At 64.0% G+C, this 22305-nt stretch carries 17 protein-coding genes; 4 read left to right on the top strand and 13 right to left on the bottom strand.

Annotated elements, in window-relative coordinates; genetic code table 11:
• Window positions 1–59: 59 nt before the first annotated feature.
• The 5 genes from KW062_RS13270 to KW062_RS13250 all read right to left on the bottom strand — a co-directional run bounded on the left by KW062_RS13270 (window position 60) and on the right by KW062_RS13250 (window position 7005).
• On the bottom strand, window positions 60–1289 hold the full coding sequence (locus tag KW062_RS13270; protein WP_105755972.1) for an NADH:flavin oxidoreductase: 1230 nt from the start codon (window positions 1287–1289) through the stop codon (window positions 60–62).
• Window positions 1290–1357: 68 nt separating this feature from the next.
• The gene (locus KW062_RS13265) at window positions 1358–3004 is read right to left on the bottom strand and encodes a DUF1302 domain-containing protein (RefSeq protein WP_105755971.1); all 1647 of its coding nucleotides are present in this window, start codon (window positions 3002–3004) and stop codon (window positions 1358–1360) included.
• A gap of 97 nt (window positions 3005–3101) precedes the next feature.
• A complete protein-coding gene (locus KW062_RS13260; RefSeq protein ID WP_105755970.1) occupies window positions 3102–4703 on the bottom strand; it encodes a FadD3 family acyl-CoA ligase in 1602 nt (533 codons plus the stop codon).
• Window positions 4704–4716: 13 nt separating this feature from the next.
• The gene (locus KW062_RS13255) at window positions 4717–5739 is read right to left on the bottom strand and encodes a ferredoxin--NADP reductase (RefSeq protein WP_105755969.1); all 1023 of its coding nucleotides are present in this window, start codon (window positions 5737–5739) and stop codon (window positions 4717–4719) included.
• Window positions 5740–5817: 78 nt separating this feature from the next.
• Window positions 5818–7005: an acyl-CoA dehydrogenase family protein gene (locus KW062_RS13250; protein WP_105755968.1), complete on the bottom strand. Its 1188-nt coding sequence runs from the start codon at window positions 7003–7005 to the stop codon at window positions 5818–5820.
• Window positions 7006–7754: 749 nt separating this feature from the next.
• Here KW062_RS13250 and KW062_RS13245 point away from each other — a divergent pair.
• From KW062_RS13245 to dmpG, 4 genes are all read left to right on the top strand, one after another.
• The gene (locus KW062_RS13245) at window positions 7755–8528 is read left to right on the top strand and encodes a glucose 1-dehydrogenase (protein WP_105755967.1); all 774 of its coding nucleotides are present in this window, start codon (window positions 7755–7757) and stop codon (window positions 8526–8528) included.
• Between the two features lie 69 nt (window positions 8529–8597).
• Entirely contained in the window at window positions 8598–9389 is a 792-nt protein-coding gene (locus tag KW062_RS13240) for a fumarylacetoacetate hydrolase family protein (protein WP_105755966.1), read from the top strand.
• 24 nt (window positions 9390–9413) lie between these two features.
• Window positions 9414–10340, top strand: a complete 927-nt coding sequence (locus tag KW062_RS13235; protein ID WP_105755965.1) for an acetaldehyde dehydrogenase (acetylating) — start codon at window positions 9414–9416, stop codon at window positions 10338–10340.
• A gap of 10 nt (window positions 10341–10350) precedes the next feature.
• Complete coding sequence (dmpG, locus tag KW062_RS13230; RefSeq protein WP_105755964.1) at window positions 10351–11379, top strand: 4-hydroxy-2-oxovalerate aldolase; 1029 nt, start codon at window positions 10351–10353, stop codon at window positions 11377–11379.
• A 69-nt stretch (window positions 11380–11448) separates the two neighbouring features.
• Here the strand turns inward: dmpG and KW062_RS13225 are convergent, their stop codons facing one another.
• From KW062_RS13225 to KW062_RS13190, 8 genes are all read right to left on the bottom strand, one after another.
• Window positions 11449–12282: an SDR family NAD(P)-dependent oxidoreductase gene (locus KW062_RS13225; RefSeq protein ID WP_105755963.1), complete on the bottom strand. Its 834-nt coding sequence runs from the start codon at window positions 12280–12282 to the stop codon at window positions 11449–11451.
• Between the two features lie 12 nt (window positions 12283–12294).
• Window positions 12295–13062 (bottom strand): SDR family oxidoreductase, encoded by a 768-nt coding sequence (locus KW062_RS13220; RefSeq protein ID WP_105755962.1) that lies wholly within the window; start codon window positions 13060–13062, stop codon window positions 12295–12297.
• A 120-nt stretch (window positions 13063–13182) separates the two neighbouring features.
• Window positions 13183–14418, bottom strand: coding sequence for a helix-turn-helix transcriptional regulator (locus KW062_RS13215; protein ID WP_105755961.1), 1236 nt, complete (start codon window positions 14416–14418; stop codon window positions 13183–13185).
• A gap of 187 nt (window positions 14419–14605) precedes the next feature.
• Window positions 14606–17023: an efflux RND transporter permease subunit gene (locus KW062_RS13210; RefSeq protein ID WP_105755960.1), complete on the bottom strand. Its 2418-nt coding sequence runs from the start codon at window positions 17021–17023 to the stop codon at window positions 14606–14608.
• A 14-nt stretch (window positions 17024–17037) separates the two neighbouring features.
• Entirely contained in the window at window positions 17038–18024 is a 987-nt protein-coding gene (locus KW062_RS13205; RefSeq protein ID WP_105755959.1) for a WD40/YVTN/BNR-like repeat-containing protein, read from the bottom strand.
• A 362-nt stretch (window positions 18025–18386) separates the two neighbouring features.
• Window positions 18387–19337 (bottom strand): bifunctional OB-fold nucleic acid binding domain-containing protein/MaoC family dehydratase, encoded by a 951-nt coding sequence (locus KW062_RS13200; protein WP_105755958.1) that lies wholly within the window; start codon window positions 19335–19337, stop codon window positions 18387–18389.
• Window positions 19338–19341: 4 nt separating this feature from the next.
• Window positions 19342–20553, bottom strand: a complete 1212-nt coding sequence (locus tag KW062_RS13195) for a thiolase family protein (RefSeq protein ID WP_105755957.1) — start codon at window positions 20551–20553, stop codon at window positions 19342–19344.
• Between the two features lie 83 nt (window positions 20554–20636).
• Window positions 20637–22304 (bottom strand): DUF1302 domain-containing protein, encoded by a 1668-nt coding sequence (locus KW062_RS13190; RefSeq protein ID WP_371321436.1) that lies wholly within the window; start codon window positions 22302–22304, stop codon window positions 20637–20639.
• Between the last annotated feature and the right edge of the window lies 1 nt (window position 22305).

The raw sequence follows: 22305 nt of genomic DNA, 5'->3' as shown, positions 1-22305 counted from the left end.
CCCTTGTAGGAGCGAGCCTGCTCGCTCCTACAGGGTTTCGTATTTCAGGTCTGGTTCTATCACCCCCCCGCCGGCTGCCGATTCAGCTCCGCATCCCCCGGTTTGTTCAGCACGCAAGAAGTCCCGCCCGGGGTGTACATCATCGCCACGCAGCGGTTGCAGGCGGTGCAGATCGAGTCGCGACTGGCGCCGCTGGCGAGTTTGTCGACATAGTCATTTTCCGCCAGCAGCACCCGGCCCATGGCGACCAGGTCGAAGCCCTCGGCCATGATCCGCTCGATGCTCGCCAGGCTCTTGGCCCCACCCAAATACGCCAGCGGCATCTTCACCGCCGCCCGCACCTTGCGCGCATGCTCGAGCAAATACAGCTCGCGGAACTCCACTTCCGGTTCGGTGCGACGCTGAATCGCCATGGCCAGGGCGATGATCTTGTTCTTCTGCTGTACGCGGTTTTCCTTGGGGAACGAGGAGCCGAACATGGTGGTAATCGATTCGGCATTCATCCCGGCGCTGAGCACCAGCAGGTGCGCGCCCTCCTCTTCCAGCATGCGGGCGATCTGCGCACCGTCCTCGGCCGTGTTGCCGGCACGGGCGCCTTCGGTGACGCTGTATTTGCAGATCACCGCCATCTCGTGGCCCACCGCATCGAGCACCGCGCGCAGCACCCGGCGCGGAAAGCGCAGGCGATTTTCCAGGCTTCCGCCGTACTGGTCGCGACGCTTGTTGTACATCGGCGAAATGAACTGACTGAGCAGGTAGCCGTGGCCCATGTGGATTTCCACCGCATCGAAACCCGCCTGGCGCGCCAGGCGTGCGCCCTGGGCGAAGTCGCGGATCACCTGCTGCATGTCGGCCTCGTTCATTTTTTGCTTGAGGAACATGCCGCTCATCATGCCGATCTTGTTGAAACCACCGCTGGCGGACAACGGACGCTTGGTCGAACGCTCGCGGATAAAGGTAAAGCAGCCGCCGTGGGTGATCTGCGCGCTGACCAGGCCACCGGCCTGGTGCACGCCCTCGGTCAGCGCGCGAAAGTGCGGCAGGCTGGACTGGCTGAGGGTCAACTGGTTGGGCAAGGTGCGCCCGTCGTCGCTCACCGCGCAGTAGGCAACGGTGGTCAGCGCCGTGCCACCGGCGACCAGCGCCGAATGCAGCTTGACCAGTTGTTTGGAAGGCACGCCGCCGGCGCTCATGCCCTCGTTGGTGGCGGCCTTGATGAAGCGGTTTTTCAGGGTCAACGGGCCGATCTGCACAGGGCTGAACGGTGACGGGGTCGGACGTGAGTTCATGACAGGCCTCTCATTATTGTTATGGCTAAAACAGACGGCGGCGCCACAGGGTGACGCCGCCGGGATCATCAGAAACTGTACTTGGCGTTGAGCGACAGGTAGTCGCGGTCCGCCAGCAAGCGGCCCTGAGCGACATCCGGCGAACTCAGGTAGGCGACATAAGTCATGCCGATCTGGAAATTGCCCAGGTACTTGAAATCGCCGCCCAGGGTCAGGCGTTTCTCGTCGCGCCCCAGGCCCTGATAGGCACTGCCGTCGACGTTCTGGGTCCACACCACTTTGGTGCTCAGGTCGAGGCCGGTGGCCACCGACGGATAGTCCATGTAGGCACCGATGCCGAGCAGGGTCGAGCCGCGGGTCTGGGTGTCCGACTCGAAATTGTCGAAGGTACCGTCGACGCCAGGCCCGCCGCCGCTGATGGTCAGTTTGTCGACCCCGGCGATGCGTTGGTGCACCACTTCGGCCATGAAGGTGGTCTGCTGCGCCAGCAGGCTCGGGCCAAGGATGTAGGAGGTGTTGAGGTTGCCCTGCCAGATCTGTCCGGTGGTCGGCGCACCGCTGGCCAGGTACACCGCGGCGCCGTCGCGGTAGCTCAGGTCACCGGCGTACTGCACCGAGTCGCCGACCTTGGAACTGAAGCTGATACCCGTCAGCTTGACGTCTTCGAAGTAACCCAGGCGATAGGTCATCGCTTCGCCGGTGTGTCCGATGTTTTTCAGCGAGGAATAACGGGTGGTGCCGGTGAAGTCGAAAAACATCGAGCCGACACGCTCGTTGTAGCGGTAGTGGAACACACCGACTTCGGTGTTTTCGGTGATCCGATAGCGTACGCCGAGGCCCCATTGGCCGCTGTCGCTGGCGTCCTTGTCACCGGCAAAGGCCACCGCCGCAGCGTTGGGCAGGCTGCTGACCTGGCCGCTGCCGAGGCGAAAGAACTCGGCGCCCGGGCCAAAGGTGTCGCTGCCAAAATAATCCCCCACCGGGTTGAGATCGGTTTTCTCCCACTCGTACTGGTAGTAGCCCACCAGCGCCAGGTCTTCGTTGAGCGACCAGGAGCCCGAGACCTGGCCCACCGGCAGATAGGAGTCCTTGGCCTCGGTACCCGGCACATTGAACTTGGTCGCATCCACCGGCGCCTGACCCTGGCTGATGTTCGACCAGAACAGGCTCTCGCCCCAGGCCACCAGGTGGCGGCCGGCCTTGAGCGACAGGTACTGGGTCTCACCGACATCGAAGTTGCCGTAGACATAGGCATCCAGCAGACGCGCGCGGCCACCGCTGAGCTCGCGGGTCTTGTCGCTGAAACCGTCGTTATGCCCGAGCTTGTTCACCGTGTCCGGCGAGTCGTTGGCGTTGCGCTGGTGATAGGCGTCGTCATAGAAATGACTGCCGCGCAGCACCGCACCGAGATTGTCGTGCTTGAGCTGCAATTCGCCGAACAGGCTCAGGCGATTGTTGATCAACGAACCGCGCTTGAAGTTGCGCGTGCCGTCGTCGTTGTTCGGGTCGTTGAGGTACTGGCTGGCCTGCTTGGCGGTGCGCATGGAGGCGGTGTAGTTGACCGTCAGAGTCGAATCCAGGGTGGTGTCCTCGCCCAACTGCAGGCTTGGCCCGGCGCTGGCCGCGGCGCTGCCGAGGGTGATGGCGGTGGCCAAAAGCGTGCGAGCGTAAGCCGGCCTCCCCGAACGTCGCGCAACCGTGTTTCGCGTAAACATGCTCCTCTCCTTTTTTGTTGTTGTGGTTACTGGTGCCGCCACAGCCTGAAAAAAACCGTCGGCACGCACATCGTCCGTTTGGTGAAACCTCCTCGTCTCAGACCACCGCGTCGGCCAGCGCCGCGCGCAATTCGTTCTTCGCGACCTTGCTCGACGGGTTCAGCGGCAAGGCGCTGAAGAACCGCACCTGGCGCGGCACCTTGTAATTGGCCATCTGCTCACGGCTCCAGGCGATCAATTGCGCTTCGTCCAGCAGCGCGCCGTCGCGCAACACCACACAGGCGCAGCCAACCTCGCCCATGCGCTCATCGGCAATGCCCACCACCGCGACCTGGGCAATGGCCGGATGGCGGATCAGCGCCGCTTCGATCTCCGCCGGGTAGCAGTTAAAGCCGCCGACGATAAACATGTCCTTGAGGCGATCGGTGATGATCAGGTTGCCGGCGGCATCAAGGCGCCCGACATCGCCGGTGTGCAACCAGCCGTCGCTGTCGATGGCTTCGGCGGTGGCCTGGGGGTTCTGGAAATAGCCCTGCATGATGTGGAAGCCGCGCAGGCAGATTTCCCCGGTCTGCCCGGCGTCCAGCGCCTGGTTTTCGGGGTCGCGGATGCTCACTTCGGTACCGGCGATCGGGCGGCCGCTGGTGCCGGCGATGACCTGCGCCGAGTCCTGCGGATCGCAGATGGTCGCCAGCCCGCCGCACTCGGTCAGGCCGTAGGCGGTGGTGACCACGGCAAAACCCAGCTCGTTGCGCATGCGCTCGATTAGGCTCGGCGGAATGCTCGCCGAACCGGTGACGGCAATGCGCAGGCTCGACAGATCGGTCTGCTTGAGTTGCGGATGGGCCAGCAGCGACAGGTACAGGGTCGGCGCGCCGGGCAGCACACTGATGCGCTCACGGGCGATGCGCTGGAACACCTGCTCGGCATCGAACACCGCATGGGGCAGGATAGTCGCCCCGCCAATCAGGCAAGTCAGCCAGCCGGCCTTGTAGCCAAAGGCGTGAAAAAACGGATTGACGATCAGGTAGCGGTCACCCGGCAGCAGGCCGATGACTTTCACATATTCGCTGAAGGCCCGCAGGTTCTGGCCATGGCCGCTCATCACACCCTTGGGTTTGCCGGTGGTACCGGAGGTGAACAGCAGGTCGCACATGGCCTCGGGACTGATTGCCATGGCGCGCTGCAAAGCCCGTTCGACATCGACGGTTGCGGCGCCCAGCAGGAACTGTTCAAGGCTCAGGTCCGTGGCCAGCGCCGGTGCATCGCCTTCGAAAATCAGCAGATGCTCAAGGCTGGCCGGACGATGGGCCGCCAGCAGCGTCGGGTAGTCGACGTTGAGGAAACGCTGCTGGACAAACAGCACCCGGCAGCCGCTGCGCTCCAGCACATCGGCAGCCTCCAGGCCCTTCATCCGCGTGTTGATCGGCACCAGCACCGCTCCGGCGCATTGAATGCCCAGCGCGGCGAGAATCCACTCGGCGCTGTTCGGCGCCCAGATGCCGACGCGGTCCCCGGCCTGGATACCCAGGGCCATCAAGCCTCGGGCAAAGGCCATGACCCGCTCAGGCAACTGGGCGAAGTCGATGCACTGGCCGTTGTCCTCGATGGCGGTGCGCCCGGCAAAACGTTCGGCGCTGGCGAACACCAGTTGGGCCAGGGTGACAGGGGGTGCGGCGGGGTTCAGGCTCTGATTCATCGTGGGCTCGGGCTCATTCGGGAAAGCGGATACGCAATTGCGCGCTGGTGGGCACGGCCTGACAGGCGAGGATCCAGCCATCGGCCAGCTCGCCGCTGTCCAGGGCGTCGTTGAGCAGCATCTCGACTTCGCCGCTGTCCAGGGTGCACATGCACGAGGCACAACCACCGACGCGGCAGGCGCTGGGCGGTTTGAGGCCGGCACGCTCCATGGCGGCGAGCACGGTTTCGCCGCTGTCGCAGGGCAACTCGAAATCCTCGCCATCCAGGCGCACCGCCAACTGCGCGGCCACCGCTGCCTCGCTGCTGCTCACTGGCAGTTGCTCACCCTCGCCGGGCAGCGAAACGAAGCGTTCGACATGCACTCGGTACTCCGGCATGCCGAGGCTTTTCAGGGCGCTGACGCTGGCGTCCATGAACGGCCCCGGACCGCAGATAAAGGCCTCGGCATCGATAAACGGCCGCGCCAGTTCCGCCAGTTGGCCGACGCTGGGGATGCCTTGCACCGAGTCGAGCCAGTGCAGCACTTGCAGGCGCTGGGGATGGACGCTGGCGAGGAACTTCAATTCCTCCTTGAAAATCACCGAGGCTTCATCGCGGTTGGCGTAGATCAACAGCACCCGACCGCTGCCGGCGAGCAACGCCGAACGCAGGATCGACAGCACCGGCGTCACCCCGCTACCGCCGCCGAACAACAGCAGGTCGCCGTCCAGATTGCGCGGCACGAAAACCCCGGCCGGTGGCAGCACCTCAAGAATCTGGCCTTCCTGCAGTTCACGGCACAGCCAGTTGGAGGCGCGTCCGTCCTGCACCCGTTTGATGGTGATGCGCAATGGCTCATCCAGCAGTGGCGTGCTCGACAACGAATAACAACGGGGCAGCCAACCGCCCTCGTAGGGCACGCGCAAGGTCAGGAACTGTCCGGGTTGATAACGAAAACGTTCGCCCAGGTGCTCGGGCACGTCGAATACCACCGAGCAGGCGTCGGCGGTTTCCTCGATCACTTGCGCCACGCGCAGGGGAAGATAATGGTTCATAGCTCAGGTACTCATGACCACCGGCCCGTACGACACGAGCCGGTGTAAACCCAATGGGGTCAAACCGCCGTGCAGGCTTCAGACATAGGGGTCGGGGTTGGGCAGGCCGAGCATCACCGCGCCGTAGCTGCGTCCGTAGGCCATGTAGTTGTTGGCGATATGCCCACGGGCCTGGTGCAGGTCACGGAACAGCCGCGCCACCGGATTGGTGTTGTACAGCCCGGAGGCGGCCATGCTGCGCAGCAGGTCATTGGCGCGCTCGGCGCAGATGTTGGTGACGTAGGCCGACTGGTAGCGGTACAGCAGGCGGGTCTCAGTGTCCGGGTAGTCGCCGGCACGGGCCAGGTCCATCAGGTGCTGGTAGTTACGCTCGAGCACCAGGCGCAGGCTGTCGACGGTGATCATCGCCTCGGCCACAGCGGTTTGCGCCACCGGATCATCGGCAGTGCGCGCGCCATGCTTGCCGATGTGCTTGGCGGCGTTGTCGCGGAACTCGTTGATCGCGCCTTGCAGGGCGCCAATCGCCGAGGTTGATACCGCGCGGGAGAACACCTGGGCGAACGGTATCGCGTAGATCGGGTTGGTATTGACCAGACGCCCCGGGGTCGCTTCGAGGGTCCAGTTGTTGGTGCGTTGCACGCGATGGGCCGGGACAAAAACGTCCTCAACCACGATGTCGTGGCTGCCGGTGCCGCGCAGGCCCATCACGTCCCAATTGCGCTCGATGCGGTAGTCACTGCTCGGCAACAGGAAGGTACCGTGCTCGGCCGCCAGTTCGCCGTCGGGTGGCAGGATGCCGCCGAGGAACACCCATTGGCAGTGTTCACTGCCGCTGGAGAAACCCCAGCGTCCGCTGATCCGGTAGCCACCTTCGACCACTGTGACCTGAGCCGCTGGCATATAAGTCGAGCAAATCAGCGCGCTGTGGTCATCGCCCCAGACTTCGCGCTGGGTTTCGATCGGGTAACGCGCCAGTTGCCAGGGGTGAACGCCCATCACACCGTAGATCCAGGCGGTGGACATGCAGCCCTCGGCGAGGATGGTCTGGATCTCGAAGAAGGTCCGCGGGTCCACTTCATAACCGCCAAACGCCCGTGGCTGCAGAGCCCTCAACAATCCGGCGGACTGCAATTCGAGGACGCTTTCCACCGGCACTTTCAAATCCTTGTCGGCCTGCGCCGTGCGTGCCTTGAGCATCGGCACCAGACGCCGCGCACGGTCCAGCAGATCACACTCGTCCTGGGTCTTTTCTCGCATGCTGTGCATCACTCAATTCTCCCGATCTCACTGCGCCACTGCGCGAGTTGAGGGGGATCATCGGGTTGCGGGGGGGATTCGTTCATCGTCAAAGCGGACTAGGGGTGTACATATCCATTCCTGCGGTAACGCCCGCTTACCGTGGGAGCTGGCTTGCCAGCGATGGCGATCTATTTGTGTACATATCCATTCCTGCGGTAACGGCTACTTATGGTTTCGCCCTTACGGCGACTCCCTTTTTTACAAGCGCCGAAAAAAGGAAGCAAAAAACGCTTGCCCCAACATCCGGCCCCCTCGCTTAGGCTCGGCGTACCTTCGCTCCGGCATCCATCCGTGGGTCATCGCCTCCGGTTGGCTTCGCTGGCACCTCCTCTCGATGACTGCGGCTACGCCGCAGCGCGCTACGCGCTCCCCCCGGATGAATGCCTCCACTCAGCCTTCTGTAACGGGGCCGGTGAATCAAGATCACCAGCAACCGAGGCGGCCTACCGGCCGGCCTATTCAGGAAAGCCGGCGCAGTTCAAAACCTGTGGGAGCCAGTCTGCGGGCGATGGTCGTTTACGATGACGAAGCTGTCCTGGATGTACGCGGCGGCCTCAGGTTTTTCGCTGCGATGCGGCGTCCCGACAAGCCAGCGCCTACAGTTGATCGGCGATTGCAATCCCAGGCACCAACGCTAGTCCATTAAGACGATGCCCTTCCCTCCCGCCGCAGCGATATTGAGCCCATCAACCACCGACCCCAAGGAGCAAGGGCCCATGAGTATTTTGCAGCGTTTCCAGATGCCCGGCAGCGTCGCCATCGTCACCGGCAGTGGCCGGGGGATTGGTCGGGCGATTGCCCTGGCGTATGCCGAAGCCGGTGCCGATGTGGTGTGCTCGGCACGGTCGCTGGCCGAGGTCGAGGCGGTCGCCGAGGAGGTTCGCGGACTCGGTCGACGCGCGCTGGCCATTGCCTGTGACGTCAACGATGCCGGGCAACGCCAGGCCCTGGTGCGCCAGAGCGTCGAACAACTCGGGCGCATCACCCACCTGGTCAACAACGTCGGCGGCGGTGGCCCCAACGACCCGCTGAGTATGACCCCCGAACAATTCGCCCAGGTGCTGACCTTCAACGTCGCCACCAGCTACGCCTTCTGCCAATTGTGCGTACCGCTGATGCGCGAGGCCGGCGGCGGCAACATCATCAACATCAGCTCGGTGGCCGCGCGTTACGCCCAGCGCCATTTCAGCGCCTACGGCACCGCCAAGGCCGCCCTCAGCCACCTGACCCGCCTGCTGGCCCAGGACTTCGCGCCACAGATCCGGGTCAACGCCGTGGCCCCCGGCCCGACCTTGACCGAAGCGCTCAACGGCGTAATGCCCAGCGCCATGCGCGAAGTCATGGAAAACAACACCCCGCTCAAATGCCTGGGCAGCCCGCAGGACATCGCCGCCGCCGCACTCTACCTGGCCAGCCCGGCATCGGCCTGGGTCACCGGCAAGGTCATCGATGTCGATGGCGGTGCCGACTCCTCGGTCTGGCCTGGCTAACGCACTCCTTTGGGCCCGCCCCTGACGCTGTTGGGGCGGGCTTTTTTTTAATCCCCTGGAGCCTTCGCCATGGACGCCCACCTGATCAACGCGCTCGGCGCCGAACTGTTCAACGCCCTGCGCAACCGCCAGACCCTGGCCCCCCTGACCCAACGCTACCCGGACATCACCCTGGAGCAGGCCTACCAGATTTCCCTCCAGTTCCTGCAACGCCGCGAAGCCCTCGGCGAGCGGGTGATTGGCAAGAAAATCGGGGTCACCAGCCGCGCCGTGCAGGAGATGCTCGATGTCCACCAACCAGACTTCGGCTTCCTCACCAACGCCATGCAGGTCGAGGATCGCAGCGATGTCAGCCTGTCCCGCTACAACCTGATCCAGCCGCGGGCCGAAGGCGAAATCGCGTTTATTCTCGGCGAAGATTTGCAAGGCCCGGGGATCAGCGCCGAAGACGTGCTGGCCGCCAGTCAATGGGTGGCGCCGTGCTTTGAAATCGTCGACTCGCGGATCACCGACTGGCAGATCCGCATCCAGGACACCGTGGCCGACAACGCCTCCTGCGGGGTGTTCGCCCTCGGCAGCCAGCGCATCGATCCACGCTCGCTGGACCTGGCCGCCGTGCACATGCAACTGCTGAAAAACGGCGGGCCGGCAGGCGCAGGCCTTGGCTCGGCGGTGCAGGGCCACCCTTGCGCAGCGGTGGCCTGGCTGGCCAATACCCTGGGCGAACTGGGCATTCCGTTCCGCCGTGGCGAAATCATTCTCTCCGGCGCCCTGGCGCCACTGGTGCCGGTGGTCGCGGGTGATCGCATCAGCCTGAGCATGAGCGGCCTCGGTGAAACCAGCCTGCGTTTTGTTCCTTGACCCCTCCCCCTTGAGCGAAAAACCATGAGCAAAAAAATCAAATGCGCGCTGATCGGACCGGGCAATATCGGCACCGACCTGCTGTACAAACTGATGCGCAGCGACGTGCTGGAGCCGGTGTGGATGGTCGGCATCGACGCAACCTCCGAAGGCCTGGCCCGCGCCCGCGAACTGGGCCTGAAAACCACCGCCGACGGTGTTGACGGCCTGCTGCCCCACGTTCTCGAAGACCAGATCCAGATCGCCTTCGACGCCACGTCGGCCTACGTGCATGCGCAAAACTCGCGCAAGCTCAATGCCCTCGGGGTGTTAATGATCGACCTGACGCCGGCGGCCATCGGCCCGTATTGCGTGCCGCCGGTCAACCTCAAGGCGCAGCTGGGCCTGGGGGTAATGAACGTCAACATGGTCACCTGCGGCGGCCAGGCGACCATCCCGCTGGTGGCCGCCGTGTCCAGCGTGCAGCCGGTGGAATACGCGGAAATCATTGCCACGGCCGCCTCCAAATCGGTGGGTCCGGGCACCCGCAAGAACATCGACGAGTTCACCCGCACCACCTCCAGCGCCGTGGAAAAAGTCGGCGGTGCAAAGAAAGGCAAGGCGATCATTATCATCAACCCCGCCGAGCCGCCGTTGATCATGCGCGACACCGTGCATTGCCTGACCGAAAGCGAGCCTGACCAGTCGGCAATTACCGCCGCCATCGAAGCGATGATCGCCCAGGTGCAGCGCTATGTGCCCGGCTACAAGCTGGTCAACGGTCCGGTGTTCGACGGCAACCGGGTGTCGGTCTTCATGGAGGTCGAAGGCCTCGGCGACTACCTGCCCAAGTACGCTGGCAACCTCGACATCATGACCGCCGCCGCTGCGCGCACCGCCGAGATGTTCGCCGAGGAAATCCTCAAGGGCGAGCTGGTCCTGCAAGCCACTGCCCAACCCGCCCACGCATAAGGAGCCGACAATGGATCTTCGCGGCAAAAGCATCACCGTTCACGACATGTGCCTGCGCGACGGCATGCACCCCAAGCGCCACCAGATCAGCCTGCAACAGATGAAGGACATCGCCTGTGGCCTCGATGCCGCCGGCGTGCCGCTGATCGAAGTGACCCACGGTGACGGCCTCGGCGGCAGCTCGGTCAACTACGGTTTCCCGGCGCACACCGATGAGGAATATCTGTCGGCGGTGATCCCGCTGATGAAAAAAGCCAAGGTCTCGGCCCTGCTGTTGCCCGGCATCGGCACTGTCGACCACCTGAAAATGGCCCATGAAATCGGAGTCAACACCATCCGTGTGGCCACCCATTGCACCGAGGCTGACGTCAGCGAACAGCACATCTCCCATGCGCGCAACCTCGGCATGGACACCGTCGGCTTCCTGATGATGGCCCACATGAACAGCCCCGAAGGCCTGGTCAAGCAGGGCCTGCTGATGGAAAGCTATGGCGCCAACTGCATCTACCTCACCGACTCCGCCGGCTACTTGCTGCCCCATGACGTCAGCGCCCGCGTCGCCGCGATGCGCACCGCCCTCAAGCCGGGAACCGAGATTGGCTTTCATGGGCATCACAATTTGTCGATGGGTGTGTCCAACTCGATCGCCGCGATTGCCGCCGGGGCTAACCGCATCGACGCCGCATGTGCAGGGCTTGGAGCCGGTGCCGGCAATACGCCGATGGAAGTGTTGGTGGCGGTGTGTGACCGCATGGGTATCGAGACCGGCGTCAGCGTGTTCGGCATCCAGGACGTGGCCGAGGACCTGGTGGTGCCGATCATGGACTTCCCGATCCGCAGCGACCGCGACGCACTGACCATGGGTTACGCCGGGGTCTATGGCTCGTTCCTGCTGTTTGCCAAGCGTGCCGAGAAAAAGTACGGCGTGTCGGCCCGGGAGATCCTCGTGGAAATGGGTCGCCGCGGTATGGTCGGTGGCCAGGAAGACATGATCGAAGACACCGCCATGACCCTGGCCCGGCAGCGTCGGCAGGCATAAAAAGACCTTCTTGATCAACACAACAACTGTGGGAGCTAGCCTGCTAGCTCCCACAGGGCGTATAGGCCATTATCGCCAGTCAGCCACAATCCCCTGCTCCAGCGCAAACGGCTGTGCCGCAATGGTCCGCCGCTGAAACTCAGGGGCCTGTTCGGCGGTCGCCAGCCACAGCATCACCGCCGCCGGTACTTCGGGTGGAGCGCTGCCGGCGCGCAAAGCGATCAAGCCTTTATCACCAATGGTCGCCTTCAGCGCTTCGGTGGTGACTACACCTGGATTCAGGGTATAGGCACACACACCCTGCGCCCCCAGCTCGGTGGTCAGCACTCCGGACAGCCGCGACACCGCCGCCTTGCCCGCGCCATAGGCATAGCCCCAACCGCCCTTGCCCGCCGCCACCGGTGGATCGCTCTCACCAGCGCCGGAGGTGACGTTGATCACCACCCCGCCGCCGCGCGTCACCATGTGTTCGGTCACGGCCCGGGTCAGTAGGAACGGGGTCAGGATGTAGCCCTGGAACATCCGCTCCAGGGTCTGTGGCTGCAACTCCATGAAGCCGGCGTTGAGGTCGCTACCCTGATAGATCGCGTTGTTGATCAACACATCGATGCGCCCAAACTCGGCCAGCACCGCTGCACAGGCCGCCAGGGCCGAGGCGCTGTCGAGCAGGTCCATCGGCACCACCAGCACCCGGCCGCCCAGCTCGCGCAAGGCCTCGGCGGTGCCGTTGAGACTGCCGGCCAGCGGCGCACCGGCGGCGTCACGCAGGGCATGCTCATGTTGCTCGCCCTCATTCAGCGTGCGTGCGCTGATGGCCACGTCGAAACCGGCGCGGGCGAATGCCAGTGCCGCCTCGCGACCGATACCCCGGCTGGCGCCGGTAATGAATGCCACCTTGTTCATGCAGATTCCTTATTAGAAGCGCGCGGCGCGGACCATGGCGTCCATGCCGCCATCGACAAATACCAAGCTGCCATGGACAAACGACGCTTGCGCCGATTGCAGGAACGCTACCACGGCAGCGATCTCTTCGGGTCGACCGGCACGTCCCAGCGGTGCGACAAAATCCCGGGTCGCCTGGCCAAACCGGGCATCGTCCAGCGACGCCTGGTGCAGCGGCGTTTCCACCGCGCCCGGCGCCACCACGTTAAGCCGCAGGCCCTGCTTACCCCACACCACTGCCAGGCGCCGGGCCTGTTGAGTGATCGCGGCTTTCGACGCGGCATAGGCCACATGGGGCTGGCCGAGGCTGTTGGCCAACGCCAGTGCCTGCTGCTCATCGCCCGCCAGCATGGCTTCGATCAGCGGCTGGCCATCCGGCCCGCAATGGGTCGCTGCCACCGAACCGATGACCAATGCCGCCCCCTGTTGTCCCCGCGCCAGGGCGCCCTGCAGACCGTCGAGTAACTGACTGACGCCAAAATAATTGACCGCCAACACCAGCCCGCAGTTGGGCGCCGTTACGCCAACCCCGGCGCAGCAGATCAGGCCGTCGAGCACCCCGCCGCTGAGTTCAAGGACCTGATGGATGGCCGCGTCGCGACCTTGCGCAGTCGACAGATCGGCAAGCACTTCGGCGTTACCGCGATCGATACCGATGACCTGATGCCCGGCGGCACGCAGGGCAGCAGCGACGGCCGCGCCGATGCCCGACGCGCTGCCGGTAATAGCTGTTGTTGGCATGGTGGTTCTCCGTGATGGGTCCACCCAGTATCGACAGGGCGCTCACACCGCGGCATCGTCCGGGCAGACTAGAAAACAGCGCAGCGCCGGGCAGGAACGCCCGGCGCTGGAGAGGCAGGATCAAGCCTGGCGATAGACCGGTACGGCCAGCTTGGGCGGCGGCACCTTGATTTTATCCACCACCTTTAGCGCCAGCTTGGGTTTGCCCAGGGCGACCACGCTGTTGAGCATGATCCGCACCAGCTCGGTCTGACGGCGCACGCCGGTCTTGGAGAAGATCGAACGCAAATGCGCCCGCGCGGTGTTGCGGCGGATATTCAGGACTTCGGCGGCCTCCTCCAGCGACAAACCGTTGGCCAACTCCATGGCCAGGGCGGTTTCGGCCCGGGTCAGGTTGAACAACTGCTTGGTCACCACTTCGCTGGCCAGGGATTTGCTCGACGCGTCGCGGATGTACACCAACGCCGCCGGCTGGCCCTTCTCTTCCGCCCAATCGAGACAGGGAATCGATTCGACCACCACCCCCAGGTTGACCAGGCCCGACGGCCGGGTCACCGACATGGCTTCGGCCCCTTTTGGCGCATCCGGGTCAAAGGCGCCACGGATCAGCCGTTGCAGCTCGCGGTTGTCGCTCGGATAAGTCGCCTCCAGGCGCCCGCCCACCAGCTTCAGGCCGTCAGAGCGGGCAAGAATTTCCTCGGCCACCGGGTTGCTCTGCAGTACGCTGCCGCTCTCGTCGAGCACCAGGGTCGCCACCGACAGGCGGCTGATGGCCTGGGAGTACAACTCGCCGATCGACTCGCTGCGATCCAGCAGGTTATGCAGTTGCGAGGCGCGGCGCAGGTGCGGCAGGAAGCTGGCGCAGAGTGCCCGCTCGTGGCCGCTGAAGTTCGGCGAACGCTTGGGGCGAGTCATGCGAAAGCGCAGTTTGCCGCCGTCCGGGGTGGAAATATCGGCGCCCATCAGGTGATACACGTCATGGGGGCCGCAAAAGGTCTTGAAGTAGCCGTGCTGCTCCCACTGCGTCGCGGTCATGATGTCGTCCACCGTGAACACCTGGTCCAGCGGCTGGTTGCCGAACGGCGAGTTGGTCTGCGGGTAGGTCATGTAGTTGATTTCACCGGCCCCCTCGATCTCGCCGACGATAATCATCAGGCCGGTGTCAGGCTGGTCCGGCACCCGCAGAATCAGGGTGACAAAATTGGCGTCAAAGAGTTTGAGAAAACTCCTGAGGGCGTGGGCCATGCGCTTGGGTTCCAGCGCGCCGTCATAGATCTCCCCCACCAACTCGTTGTAGCGCGTGAGGTCCAGGCCGACACTCGCCAGGGCTTCATGGGTCAACAGAACATCATGCATAGCCTTTACCTCGCACGGGCAAGGACATGGCCTTCCCCTTATTATTGTTATAATTTCGACCCGGGGGAGCTCGGGGCTCCCCGCTCAAATCGCATCTTGCCGGGGTGGCCCTCTATGGGACCGGCCCCAGTTTCTCCAGCCGCCGCGCCGTCCACAAGAGGCCTGCGCGGTTTATTTCTGCGGGCGGTCAGTCCCGCGCCGCCGGACTGTTTTTCAGCGGAAAAGCCCCCTGCACCGGCGCCGCTGCACGCTCGCGCTGGGTTACCAGCGGCCGCCCGCGGTTGAACCAGGCAGCCAGTGCCGGCAGCAGGAAGATCGCCCCCAACACATTGACCAGAAACATGAACGACAGCAGCACGCCCATGTCAGCCTGGAATTTCAGCGGTGCAAAGGCCCAGGTGCAGACGCCGATGGACATGGTCACAGCGGTAAACACTGCAGCGGTACCGCGCTGACACATGGCCTCGTAGAAGGCCTCGCGCAGGTTCGCGCCGCGCAGCATTTCGTGTTGGATGCGCTCATACAGGTAAATCCCGTAGTCGACCCCCACCCCCACACCCAGCGCCATCACCGGCAAGGTCGCGACCTTGAGGCCGATCCCCAGCAGGGTCATCAAGGCATTGCAGAGGATCGCGACGATCGCCAGCGGCACCAGAATGCACAGCACCGCACGGATCGACAAGAAGGTCAGCCAGCAAAACAGCGCCACTGATCCGAATAGCGCAGCGAGCATAATCACTTCGGCGCGCTTGACCGCTTCGTTGGAGGCAGCCATCACCCCGACGTTGCCGCCGGCGAGGAGAAAATCGACCTCGGGCGAGCTGACTTGCGCAATGATCCGCTTGGCCTCGGCGATGGCATGGCTGACGGTGCTGCCCTCGTGATCGGCGAGAAACACCAGGATCTGCATCTGCTGGCAACCGTCGGTCACCAGCCCGTCATCCGGCACGTAAGCCCGGGCGCCCTGGCTCAGGCCACGAGGCGAACCGGGGATCGCCGCCCAGCGCGGGTTGCCTTCGTTATTGCCGGCAATCACCCGCTTGCCCATGTCCGCCACACTCTGGATCGACTGCACACCCGCGACGGTGCGCATGCGGAAATCGAAGGCTTCCACCGCGCGCATCACCGCCGGCGACAGGCAGCCTTCGTCGACGCCCTTGACCTGGACGAACACCGACATCACATCGAGGCCGATCGAGTAGCTGCTGATGATCTTCGCGTTGTCCAGGTTGTAGCGTGAATCGGCGCGCAGTTCCGGCGCGCCGGCACCGATATCGCCCACTGCCAAATCCCGTGCCTTCCAGGCCCCGGCCACCAGCAGCAGCACGCTGATGGCGAACACGCCCAGCGCCGGCCCCGGTTCCGCCAGTGCCGACAGCCGCCACCACAGGCGATGCCGGCCCTGGGGCTTGGCCTGCGCACGGCGCAACAGGCCGGGCTCCAGGCGCAGATAGGAGATGATGATCGGCAACATCAGTTTGTTGGTGATGATCATCAGCATCACGCCGATGCACGCCGTGACCCCCAGTTCGTGGACGATGGGAATGTCGATCAGCATGATCACCGCGAAGCCCAGGGCGTTCATCAACAACGCCAGGGAACCGGGAATGAAGATTTTGCAGAACGCCGAACGTGCCGCCTGCAGCGATGTGCTGCCGGCCAGCACGTCCTGTTTCCAGGCGTTGGTCATCTGCACCGCGTGGGACACGCCGATGGAGAAAATCAGGAACGGCACCAGGATCGACATCGGATCGATACCCAGTCCCAGCAGCGGCAGCAACCCGAGCAACCAGACCACCGGCAACAGCGCGACTACCAGCGCGACCACGGTCAGGCGCAGCGAGCGCGAGTACAGCCACAGCAGCAGGCCGGTGATGACGAAGGCGACCACGAAGAAGCCGATCACCGTGTTCAGCCCTTCAACCACATCGCCCACCAGCTTGGCGAAGCCGACGATGTTGATCTCGATATCGTCACTGTTGTACTTGCCCCGGATCTCTTCCAGGCGCTTGGCGATGTCGACATAGGACACCGACTGGCCGGTCTTGGGGTCGGTGTCCTGCAGGTCGGCGCGGACCATCGCCGATTTCAGGTCGTTGGCCACCAGCCGCCCGACCTGACCCGAAGCGGCGGTGTTGCTGCGCACTTGCGCCAGGTCTTCAGCGGTGCCGCTGAAACGCGGCGGCACCACCACGTCGCCGAAGAAACCTTCCTCGGTAATCTCGATGTAACGCACGTTGGCGGTGAACAGCGAGGTCACGCTGGGACGGCTGACACCGGAGATGAAAAACACATCGTCGGTGACTTTGCGCAGGGTCTCCAGGTATTCGGCGTTATAGATATCGCCCTCGCCTTTCCAGCGCACGCTGACCAGGAAACGGTTGGCGCCGGTGAAGTAATGGCTGAACTTGAGAAAATTGATCATGTAGTCATGGCGCACCGGAATCTGCTTGTTGAAGCCCGGGTCCAGTTGCGTATGGGTGGCGCTGTAGCCCAGGCCCAGGGTCACCAGGACGAACAGCAACAGCAGCCCCTTGCGCCAGGCCATCAGGTAATCGGCGCAGGTATCGACGCTGCGCGTCACCCAGTGTTTTCCGTGATTCATTACCCGTTTCTCCTTCACTGGGTAGCCTGCGTGGCCACTCGGGCAGCCACGCTGCCACCTGTCCCCTGCAATACGCCGCGCTCGCCGCCGACCAGCAGGCGCGAGCCCACCACCGTCACCGAGGTCAAGGTGCCGAGCCCGGCCAGGCGCTCAACACCCACCAGCGCACCCTTGGCGTTGAGCCGCACCACGGAGCTGCCGGCGCCGACAATCACCAGCCCTGAGTGATCGGGCAGCAGCACATGGCCGTACAGCGGCAGTTGGTTGCCGACATTGATCTGGGTCCAGCTGTCGCCAAAGTCGTGACTGACGAAGACATGCCCGCGCATGCCGTAGGTCACCCAGTCAGCGTCGCTCAGGCGCACGATGCCGAACAGGGATCCGCTGTAGAACGCCGGCAGGGTCTGCCAGTGCTGGCCGGCATCGGTGGTGCGCAGGACCAGGCCCTGTTCGCCCACCAGCATGCGCCGGCCATCGTCGCCGCCGGCCATGCTGTTCAGGTGCGCGCTGTCGATGTCCAGGGGCCGCGCGGTCCAGCTCTGTCCGGCGTCCAGCGACTGGTAGAATTTGCCGAAGCTGCCGAAGGCCATGACGTTGTCGCCACCGGCGCTCCAGATGCCCAGCAGTGGCTCGCCGAGGTCGCTGTCGTAACGGATCTCGCGCCAGCTGCTGCCAGCGTCTTCGGAGCGCAGGATCCAGCCGTCGTGCCCGACCGCCAGCAAACGCCTGGCGTCGAGGGCGACCACGGCGGTCAAGGTGGCGTTGCGCTGGGTGGCGACAGTAGCCGGCTGCCAACTGACACCCTGGTCGTCGCTGAGCAGAATGCTGCCGCGCTCACCCACCGCCACCACCCGTGCGCCGAGATTGAGCAGACCATTGATCTGCACCCGGTCCGGACGCATGGCCAACACTTCGGCCTGGGGTGGGGTTTTCGGGGAAAAGGTGTAGCCAATGGTCACGGCGACCATCAGGCAGACGATGTAACCGATCACCGAGCGCATGGGCAACGCTCCTGTTCGGGGCACACGTGCGGGGGGCAAGTCATAGGGCCAAATCCTCTTGTTCTTGTCAGGCGCCAGGGCAAGCACTGCGGCGTTGCCTGTGCACCGATAGTCGGCGCAAGGCCGGGGGGGCACATCGTCCAAATGGCTTATGCAAATGGCGTGTGGGGGGGCACGGAGTTCGGAACTGCAGCCGGTACATTCAACAGCCGCTGTGCCAGACACTCCGCCATCGCCAGCAGGCTGGCTCGCACAGGGATTTGGGGGCGATCAGGAATCCTGGGTGTACCTGGATCCTCTGTAGGAGCAAGCTCGCTCCTACAGAGGGCGGGGTGGTCACAGAATCGGGGAAATCTGCGGGATCAAGCGATATACAGAATCACCAGATCATTAATCACCGACGGCCTGTCCTGCCCCACCACATGGATATTCAACTCCAGAGTCAGTTGAGTACCCCGCGGCAGCAGTTCGACTTTTTTCACCCGTGCCCGCGAGTGGATGCGTGAGCCGGCCGGGACTGGCGCCGGGAAGCGCAGGCGATCGGAACCATAATTGATCTGGGTGGTGAAGCCGCTGATTTCGAAACCCAACGCCAGCTTCATCCGCGATTGCAGCACCTGCACCAGGGCACCGTGGGCGATGGTGCCGCCGAACGGGCTTTGCAGGCGTGCACGTTCCGGGTCGGTGTGGATCCAGTAGTCATCGCCCGACAACTGGGCAAACGCATCGATCAGCGCCTGATCGACCACCACCACATTGCTCCAGTCGCTGTACTGCTCGCTGACCAACGCCTGCAACGCCGGGCCGTCATTCAAATCGATCTGCCGCGCCGCCGGTTGCTCAGCCGCCACCGGCGCCGGCTCGCGGTCCTGCCCCGACAAGCCCTCAAGGCTGGCCGCATCCTTGTCCACCCCGGTAAAACGCAGCAGGCGATTGCCCTTGGCATCCACCTCGGCAAACACCGGCTGCAGCGCCATGCCAATCTTGATCTCATCCTCTTCAAGCCCGACCAGGTTGGTATTGATCCGCACCCCTTCGGCCAATTCGACCACCGCCAGTTTCTGCGGCATCTCATCAATGAAGTCAGGCAAGGTGGCGATGCGCGTCACGGTGTAGCTGTACAGCGTCGCAGTGCCGTCGACTTCGCGCCAGGCCAGGTCATGTTCCAGGCACTTGGGGCAATGCCGGCGCGGGTAAAAGTTCCAGTGGCTGCAGGCGTTGCATTGCTGGATCAACAGGCGGCGCGCCTTCAGGCCTTCCCAGAAGGGAGCGGAAATCTGCGTGGCGACCGGCATCGGTTTGTTGTTGGACATGTGCTTATGCTCCCTGAAGAATCAATGCGCCCTGCTCGCTCATCACGCCGCCGGTACCGGAGACGTAGACGCTGTCGCAGCGACCCAATTGGCGTTCACCGGCGGCACCGGCGATCTGCGTCACCGCCTCGATCACCTGACTCATGCCACCGGCCGAGGCCGACTGACCGAAACTCAGTTGCCCGCCGTGGGTGTTCATCGGGAAATCGCCGCGCCATGTCAGGTCGTGCTCGCGAACGAACGCCATGCCCTCACCCTTGCCGCAGAACCCGGCATCTTCCAGGGTCAGCAAGGTGGTGATGGTGTAGCAGTCGTAGATCTGCGCGGCATCTACGTCCTTGGGCTTGAGCCCGGCCATGCTGAATGCCTGGCGCGAGGCCGGGCCGATTGGGGTGTTGAGCATGTCCTCGGCATAGGACGGCGACTTGAACGCCAGGTGCTCGCCAAACCCGGTAATAAAGGCCGGACGCTTGCGTGCCCGCGCCGCCACTTCCTTGCTGGTGATGATCAGCGCGGCGCCACCGGCCACCGGCATGACGATTTCGAGGACGTGCAGCGGGTCGGCAACCATCTTGCTCGCCAGCACCTGCTCGATAGTCAATGGCTGGCCGTAGAACATCGCCTGGGGGTTGGCCAACGCGTTGGTGCGCTGGTCGACGGCAATCTTCGCCATCGCCCGCTGGTCATAAGCGTACTGCGCGGCATAGCGCTGGGCGATCATCGCGTAGCCCGTGTTCTGGCCCATATGTCCGTACGGCAGGTCGAACTCCGCTTCGGGCGCGCCGAAGGCCGTGCTGTGCCCGCCAAAACGCATCGAGCGGGCCATCCAGCTCGGGTCCTCGTCAGGACCGAACGGCGCCATGCGCGCCGGGATCACACAGAGCACCGCCTGGCACAGACCCAGTTCGATCGCAGCAGCAGCGCGCCAGACCATGCCCACCGAAGTGCAGCCACCGAGGTCCACCACTTCGGCAAAATTCAGCCGCAGACCCAGGTACTCAGCGGCCATTGCCGGCACGAACACCGAGGCTTCGTGAAAGTGCGGACCGTTGATCACCAGCCCGTCGAGGTCCGAGGCCTTGAGCCCGGCATCACGCAGGGCCTGGGCTGCGAGGTCGGCGACCTGCTCGAGATGGAACATCTTCGGCGCGGTGGCGTATTTTTCCGGTTTGTATTGCGCGCTGCCGACAATGGCCGCGTGTCCTTTGAGTCCCATAGAGCCTCCCTGCCGCAGCGCCGGGCTGCGGCAATGACAAGATAATTGGAAGGCCCGTCAACGCAGCACGGGCCGAGGGTCGATCAGAAGCTGTATTTCGCCGAAAAGGTGGCGTAGTCGCGGTCGGCGAAGGGACGCTTGATCGGGTCCGGTTCGCCGAGGTAGGCGATGTACTTCAGGCCGAGCTCCAGGTTGCCCAGGTACTTGAAGGTGGTCCCGGCGCTCAGGCGACGGTCGCCGGCGACCCCGGCGATGCTGCCGCCCATGGGCGTGGCACCGCTGAACACGTTGGAGAAACTGAACGGCACTTCCAGGTCCCAGCCTTGGGCCACGCCCGGATAGCTGAACGAGGCGCCGACGGTGTAGGCACTGGAGGATTTGGTCTTCCAGCCACTGGGGGTGCTGAAGGTGTAGTCATCGGAAGGCGCCACCAGGCCGGCCACCGAAGGCAGCAGGTTCAGGCCCTGCAGGTTCGGCGCCGCCGAGGTCGCCTCGACACTGTCGACTTGCGTGCGAATGACTTCGGCGGTCAGGGTGGTCTGGCTGGCCCACGGCCGATCGCCGAGGATGCGCATCGCCGACAGCTGCATCTGCTGGCCCTTGCCCTTGGCCGGCACCGCACCGAGGCCGGTATTGACCATCACCGGCACGCCGTCGCGGTACGACCATTCGCCGCCGATCTGCACGTCACCGAGCTTGGTCGAGGCGCTGATACCGGTCAGCTTGATGTCTTCGAAGTACTTGATCCGATAACCGTTGGACGCCATGGCCAGCAGGCCGCCACCGACCGGCAGCGGGTTATAGCCGACCAGCGCAGTGGCCGGGTTCTTGTCGTGATAGTTGATGTGGAACAGCGACAGCTCGAGAGCCTGCACCGGGCGATAGCGCACCTGCACGCCCCACTGGCCGCTGTCGCTTGGATCGTCGGTGCCGCGATAGGCGATTTTCTGGCCGTTGGCGTAGATGAACTCGCGGCCCGGACCGACCACGTCACTGCTCGACAGGTAGCTTCCCACTGGCGGCAGCTCGGTGCCCTTCCATTCGTACTGGACGTAGGCGCCGAAGGTCAGTTGCGGATTGAGGCGGAACGAGCCGGAGAACTGGCCCACCGGCAGCAGCACTTCCTTGACCTCGACCCCGGGCTGCGCAGCCTTGACCGCGTCGGAAGGGTTTTGCACGCCGTTGACGCCCGGGTAGTACAGGCTCTCGCCCCAGGATTCGATATGCCGCCCGGCCTTGACGTCGAGCATGGTGTCGTTGTCGAAACGCCAGCCGCTGAACACATAGGCATCGAGCAGACGGGTACGGCCGCCGCTGTAGTAACGGGTGTCGCTGGTGAACTCGTCGTTGCGCCCGGTCTTGTTCACTGTCGATGGCGAGTCGTTGTCGTTTTCCTGGTGGTAGACGTCGTCGTAAAAGGTACTGCCACGCACCACGGCGCCGTAGTTGTCCTTGCGCAGGATCAGTTCGCCGAGGGCGCCGACACGGTTGGTGGTGAGGCCGCCCTGGTCGAAGTTGCGGTTGCCATCGTCGGCGTTGACCGACAGCAGTCGACGACTCTGGTCGGCCGTGCGCACGCCGATGCCGTAGCTGGTGGTCACTGCCCAGTCCATGGTCAGGCCGTTGTCGAATTCGATCGTATCGCCGGCCCAGGCCGGGCTCGACACCAGCGCCATGGCCGCCGCCAGACTGCTGACCTGAAACACGCTCGAAGCCATGACCCTGGAGTTATTTTTGTTGTTGTTGATCACA

Origin of the sequence: Pseudomonas fluorescens (assembly GCF_019212185.1) — a bacterium.
In the GTDB taxonomy this organism is placed as follows: domain Bacteria; phylum Pseudomonadota; class Gammaproteobacteria; order Pseudomonadales; family Pseudomonadaceae; genus Aquipseudomonas.
The sequence above is the reverse complement of the archived record's forward strand: the minus strand, read 5'-3'. Positions and strand labels throughout refer to the sequence as shown.

What these genes read in the sequence shown, in the direction of transcription:
- KW062_RS13270 (WP_105755972.1), bottom strand. Translation starts at nt 1,289, where the DNA reads ATGAACTCACGTCCGACCCCGTCACCGTTCAGCCCTGTGCAGATCGGC.
- KW062_RS13225 (WP_105755963.1), bottom strand. Translation starts at nt 12,282, where the DNA reads ATGAACAAGGTGGCATTCATTACCGGCGCCAGCCGGGGTATCGGTCGC.
- KW062_RS13200 (WP_105755958.1), bottom strand. Translation starts at nt 19,337, where the DNA reads ATGTCCAACAACAAACCGATGCCGGTCGCCACGCAGATTTCCGCTCCC.
- KW062_RS13235 (WP_105755965.1), top strand. Translation starts at nt 9,414, where the DNA reads ATGAGCAAAAAAATCAAATGCGCGCTGATCGGACCGGGCAATATCGGC.
- dmpG (WP_105755964.1), top strand. Translation starts at nt 10,351, where the DNA reads ATGGATCTTCGCGGCAAAAGCATCACCGTTCACGACATGTGCCTGCGC.
- KW062_RS13260 (WP_105755970.1), bottom strand. Translation starts at nt 4,703, where the DNA reads ATGAATCAGAGCCTGAACCCCGCCGCACCCCCTGTCACCCTGGCCCAA.
- KW062_RS13210 (WP_105755960.1), bottom strand. Translation starts at nt 17,023, where the DNA reads ATGAATCACGGAAAACACTGGGTGACGCGCAGCGTCGATACCTGCGCC.
- KW062_RS13255 (WP_105755969.1), bottom strand. Translation starts at nt 5,739, where the DNA reads ATGAACCATTATCTTCCCCTGCGCGTGGCGCAAGTGATCGAGGAAACC.
- KW062_RS13215 (WP_105755961.1), bottom strand. Translation starts at nt 14,418, where the DNA reads ATGCATGATGTTCTGTTGACCCATGAAGCCCTGGCGAGTGTCGGCCTG.
- KW062_RS13265 (WP_105755971.1), bottom strand. Translation starts at nt 3,004, where the DNA reads ATGTTTACGCGAAACACGGTTGCGCGACGTTCGGGGAGGCCGGCTTAC.
- KW062_RS13245 (WP_105755967.1), top strand. Translation starts at nt 7,755, where the DNA reads ATGAGTATTTTGCAGCGTTTCCAGATGCCCGGCAGCGTCGCCATCGTC.
- KW062_RS13240 (WP_105755966.1), top strand. Translation starts at nt 8,598, where the DNA reads ATGGACGCCCACCTGATCAACGCGCTCGGCGCCGAACTGTTCAACGCC.
- KW062_RS13205 (WP_105755959.1), bottom strand. Translation starts at nt 18,024, where the DNA reads ATGCGCTCGGTGATCGGTTACATCGTCTGCCTGATGGTCGCCGTGACC.
- KW062_RS13195 (WP_105755957.1), bottom strand. Translation starts at nt 20,553, where the DNA reads ATGGGACTCAAAGGACACGCGGCCATTGTCGGCAGCGCGCAATACAAA.
- KW062_RS13220 (WP_105755962.1), bottom strand. Translation starts at nt 13,062, where the DNA reads ATGCCAACAACAGCTATTACCGGCAGCGCGTCGGGCATCGGCGCGGCC.
- KW062_RS13250 (WP_105755968.1), bottom strand. Translation starts at nt 7,005, where the DNA reads ATGCACAGCATGCGAGAAAAGACCCAGGACGAGTGTGATCTGCTGGAC.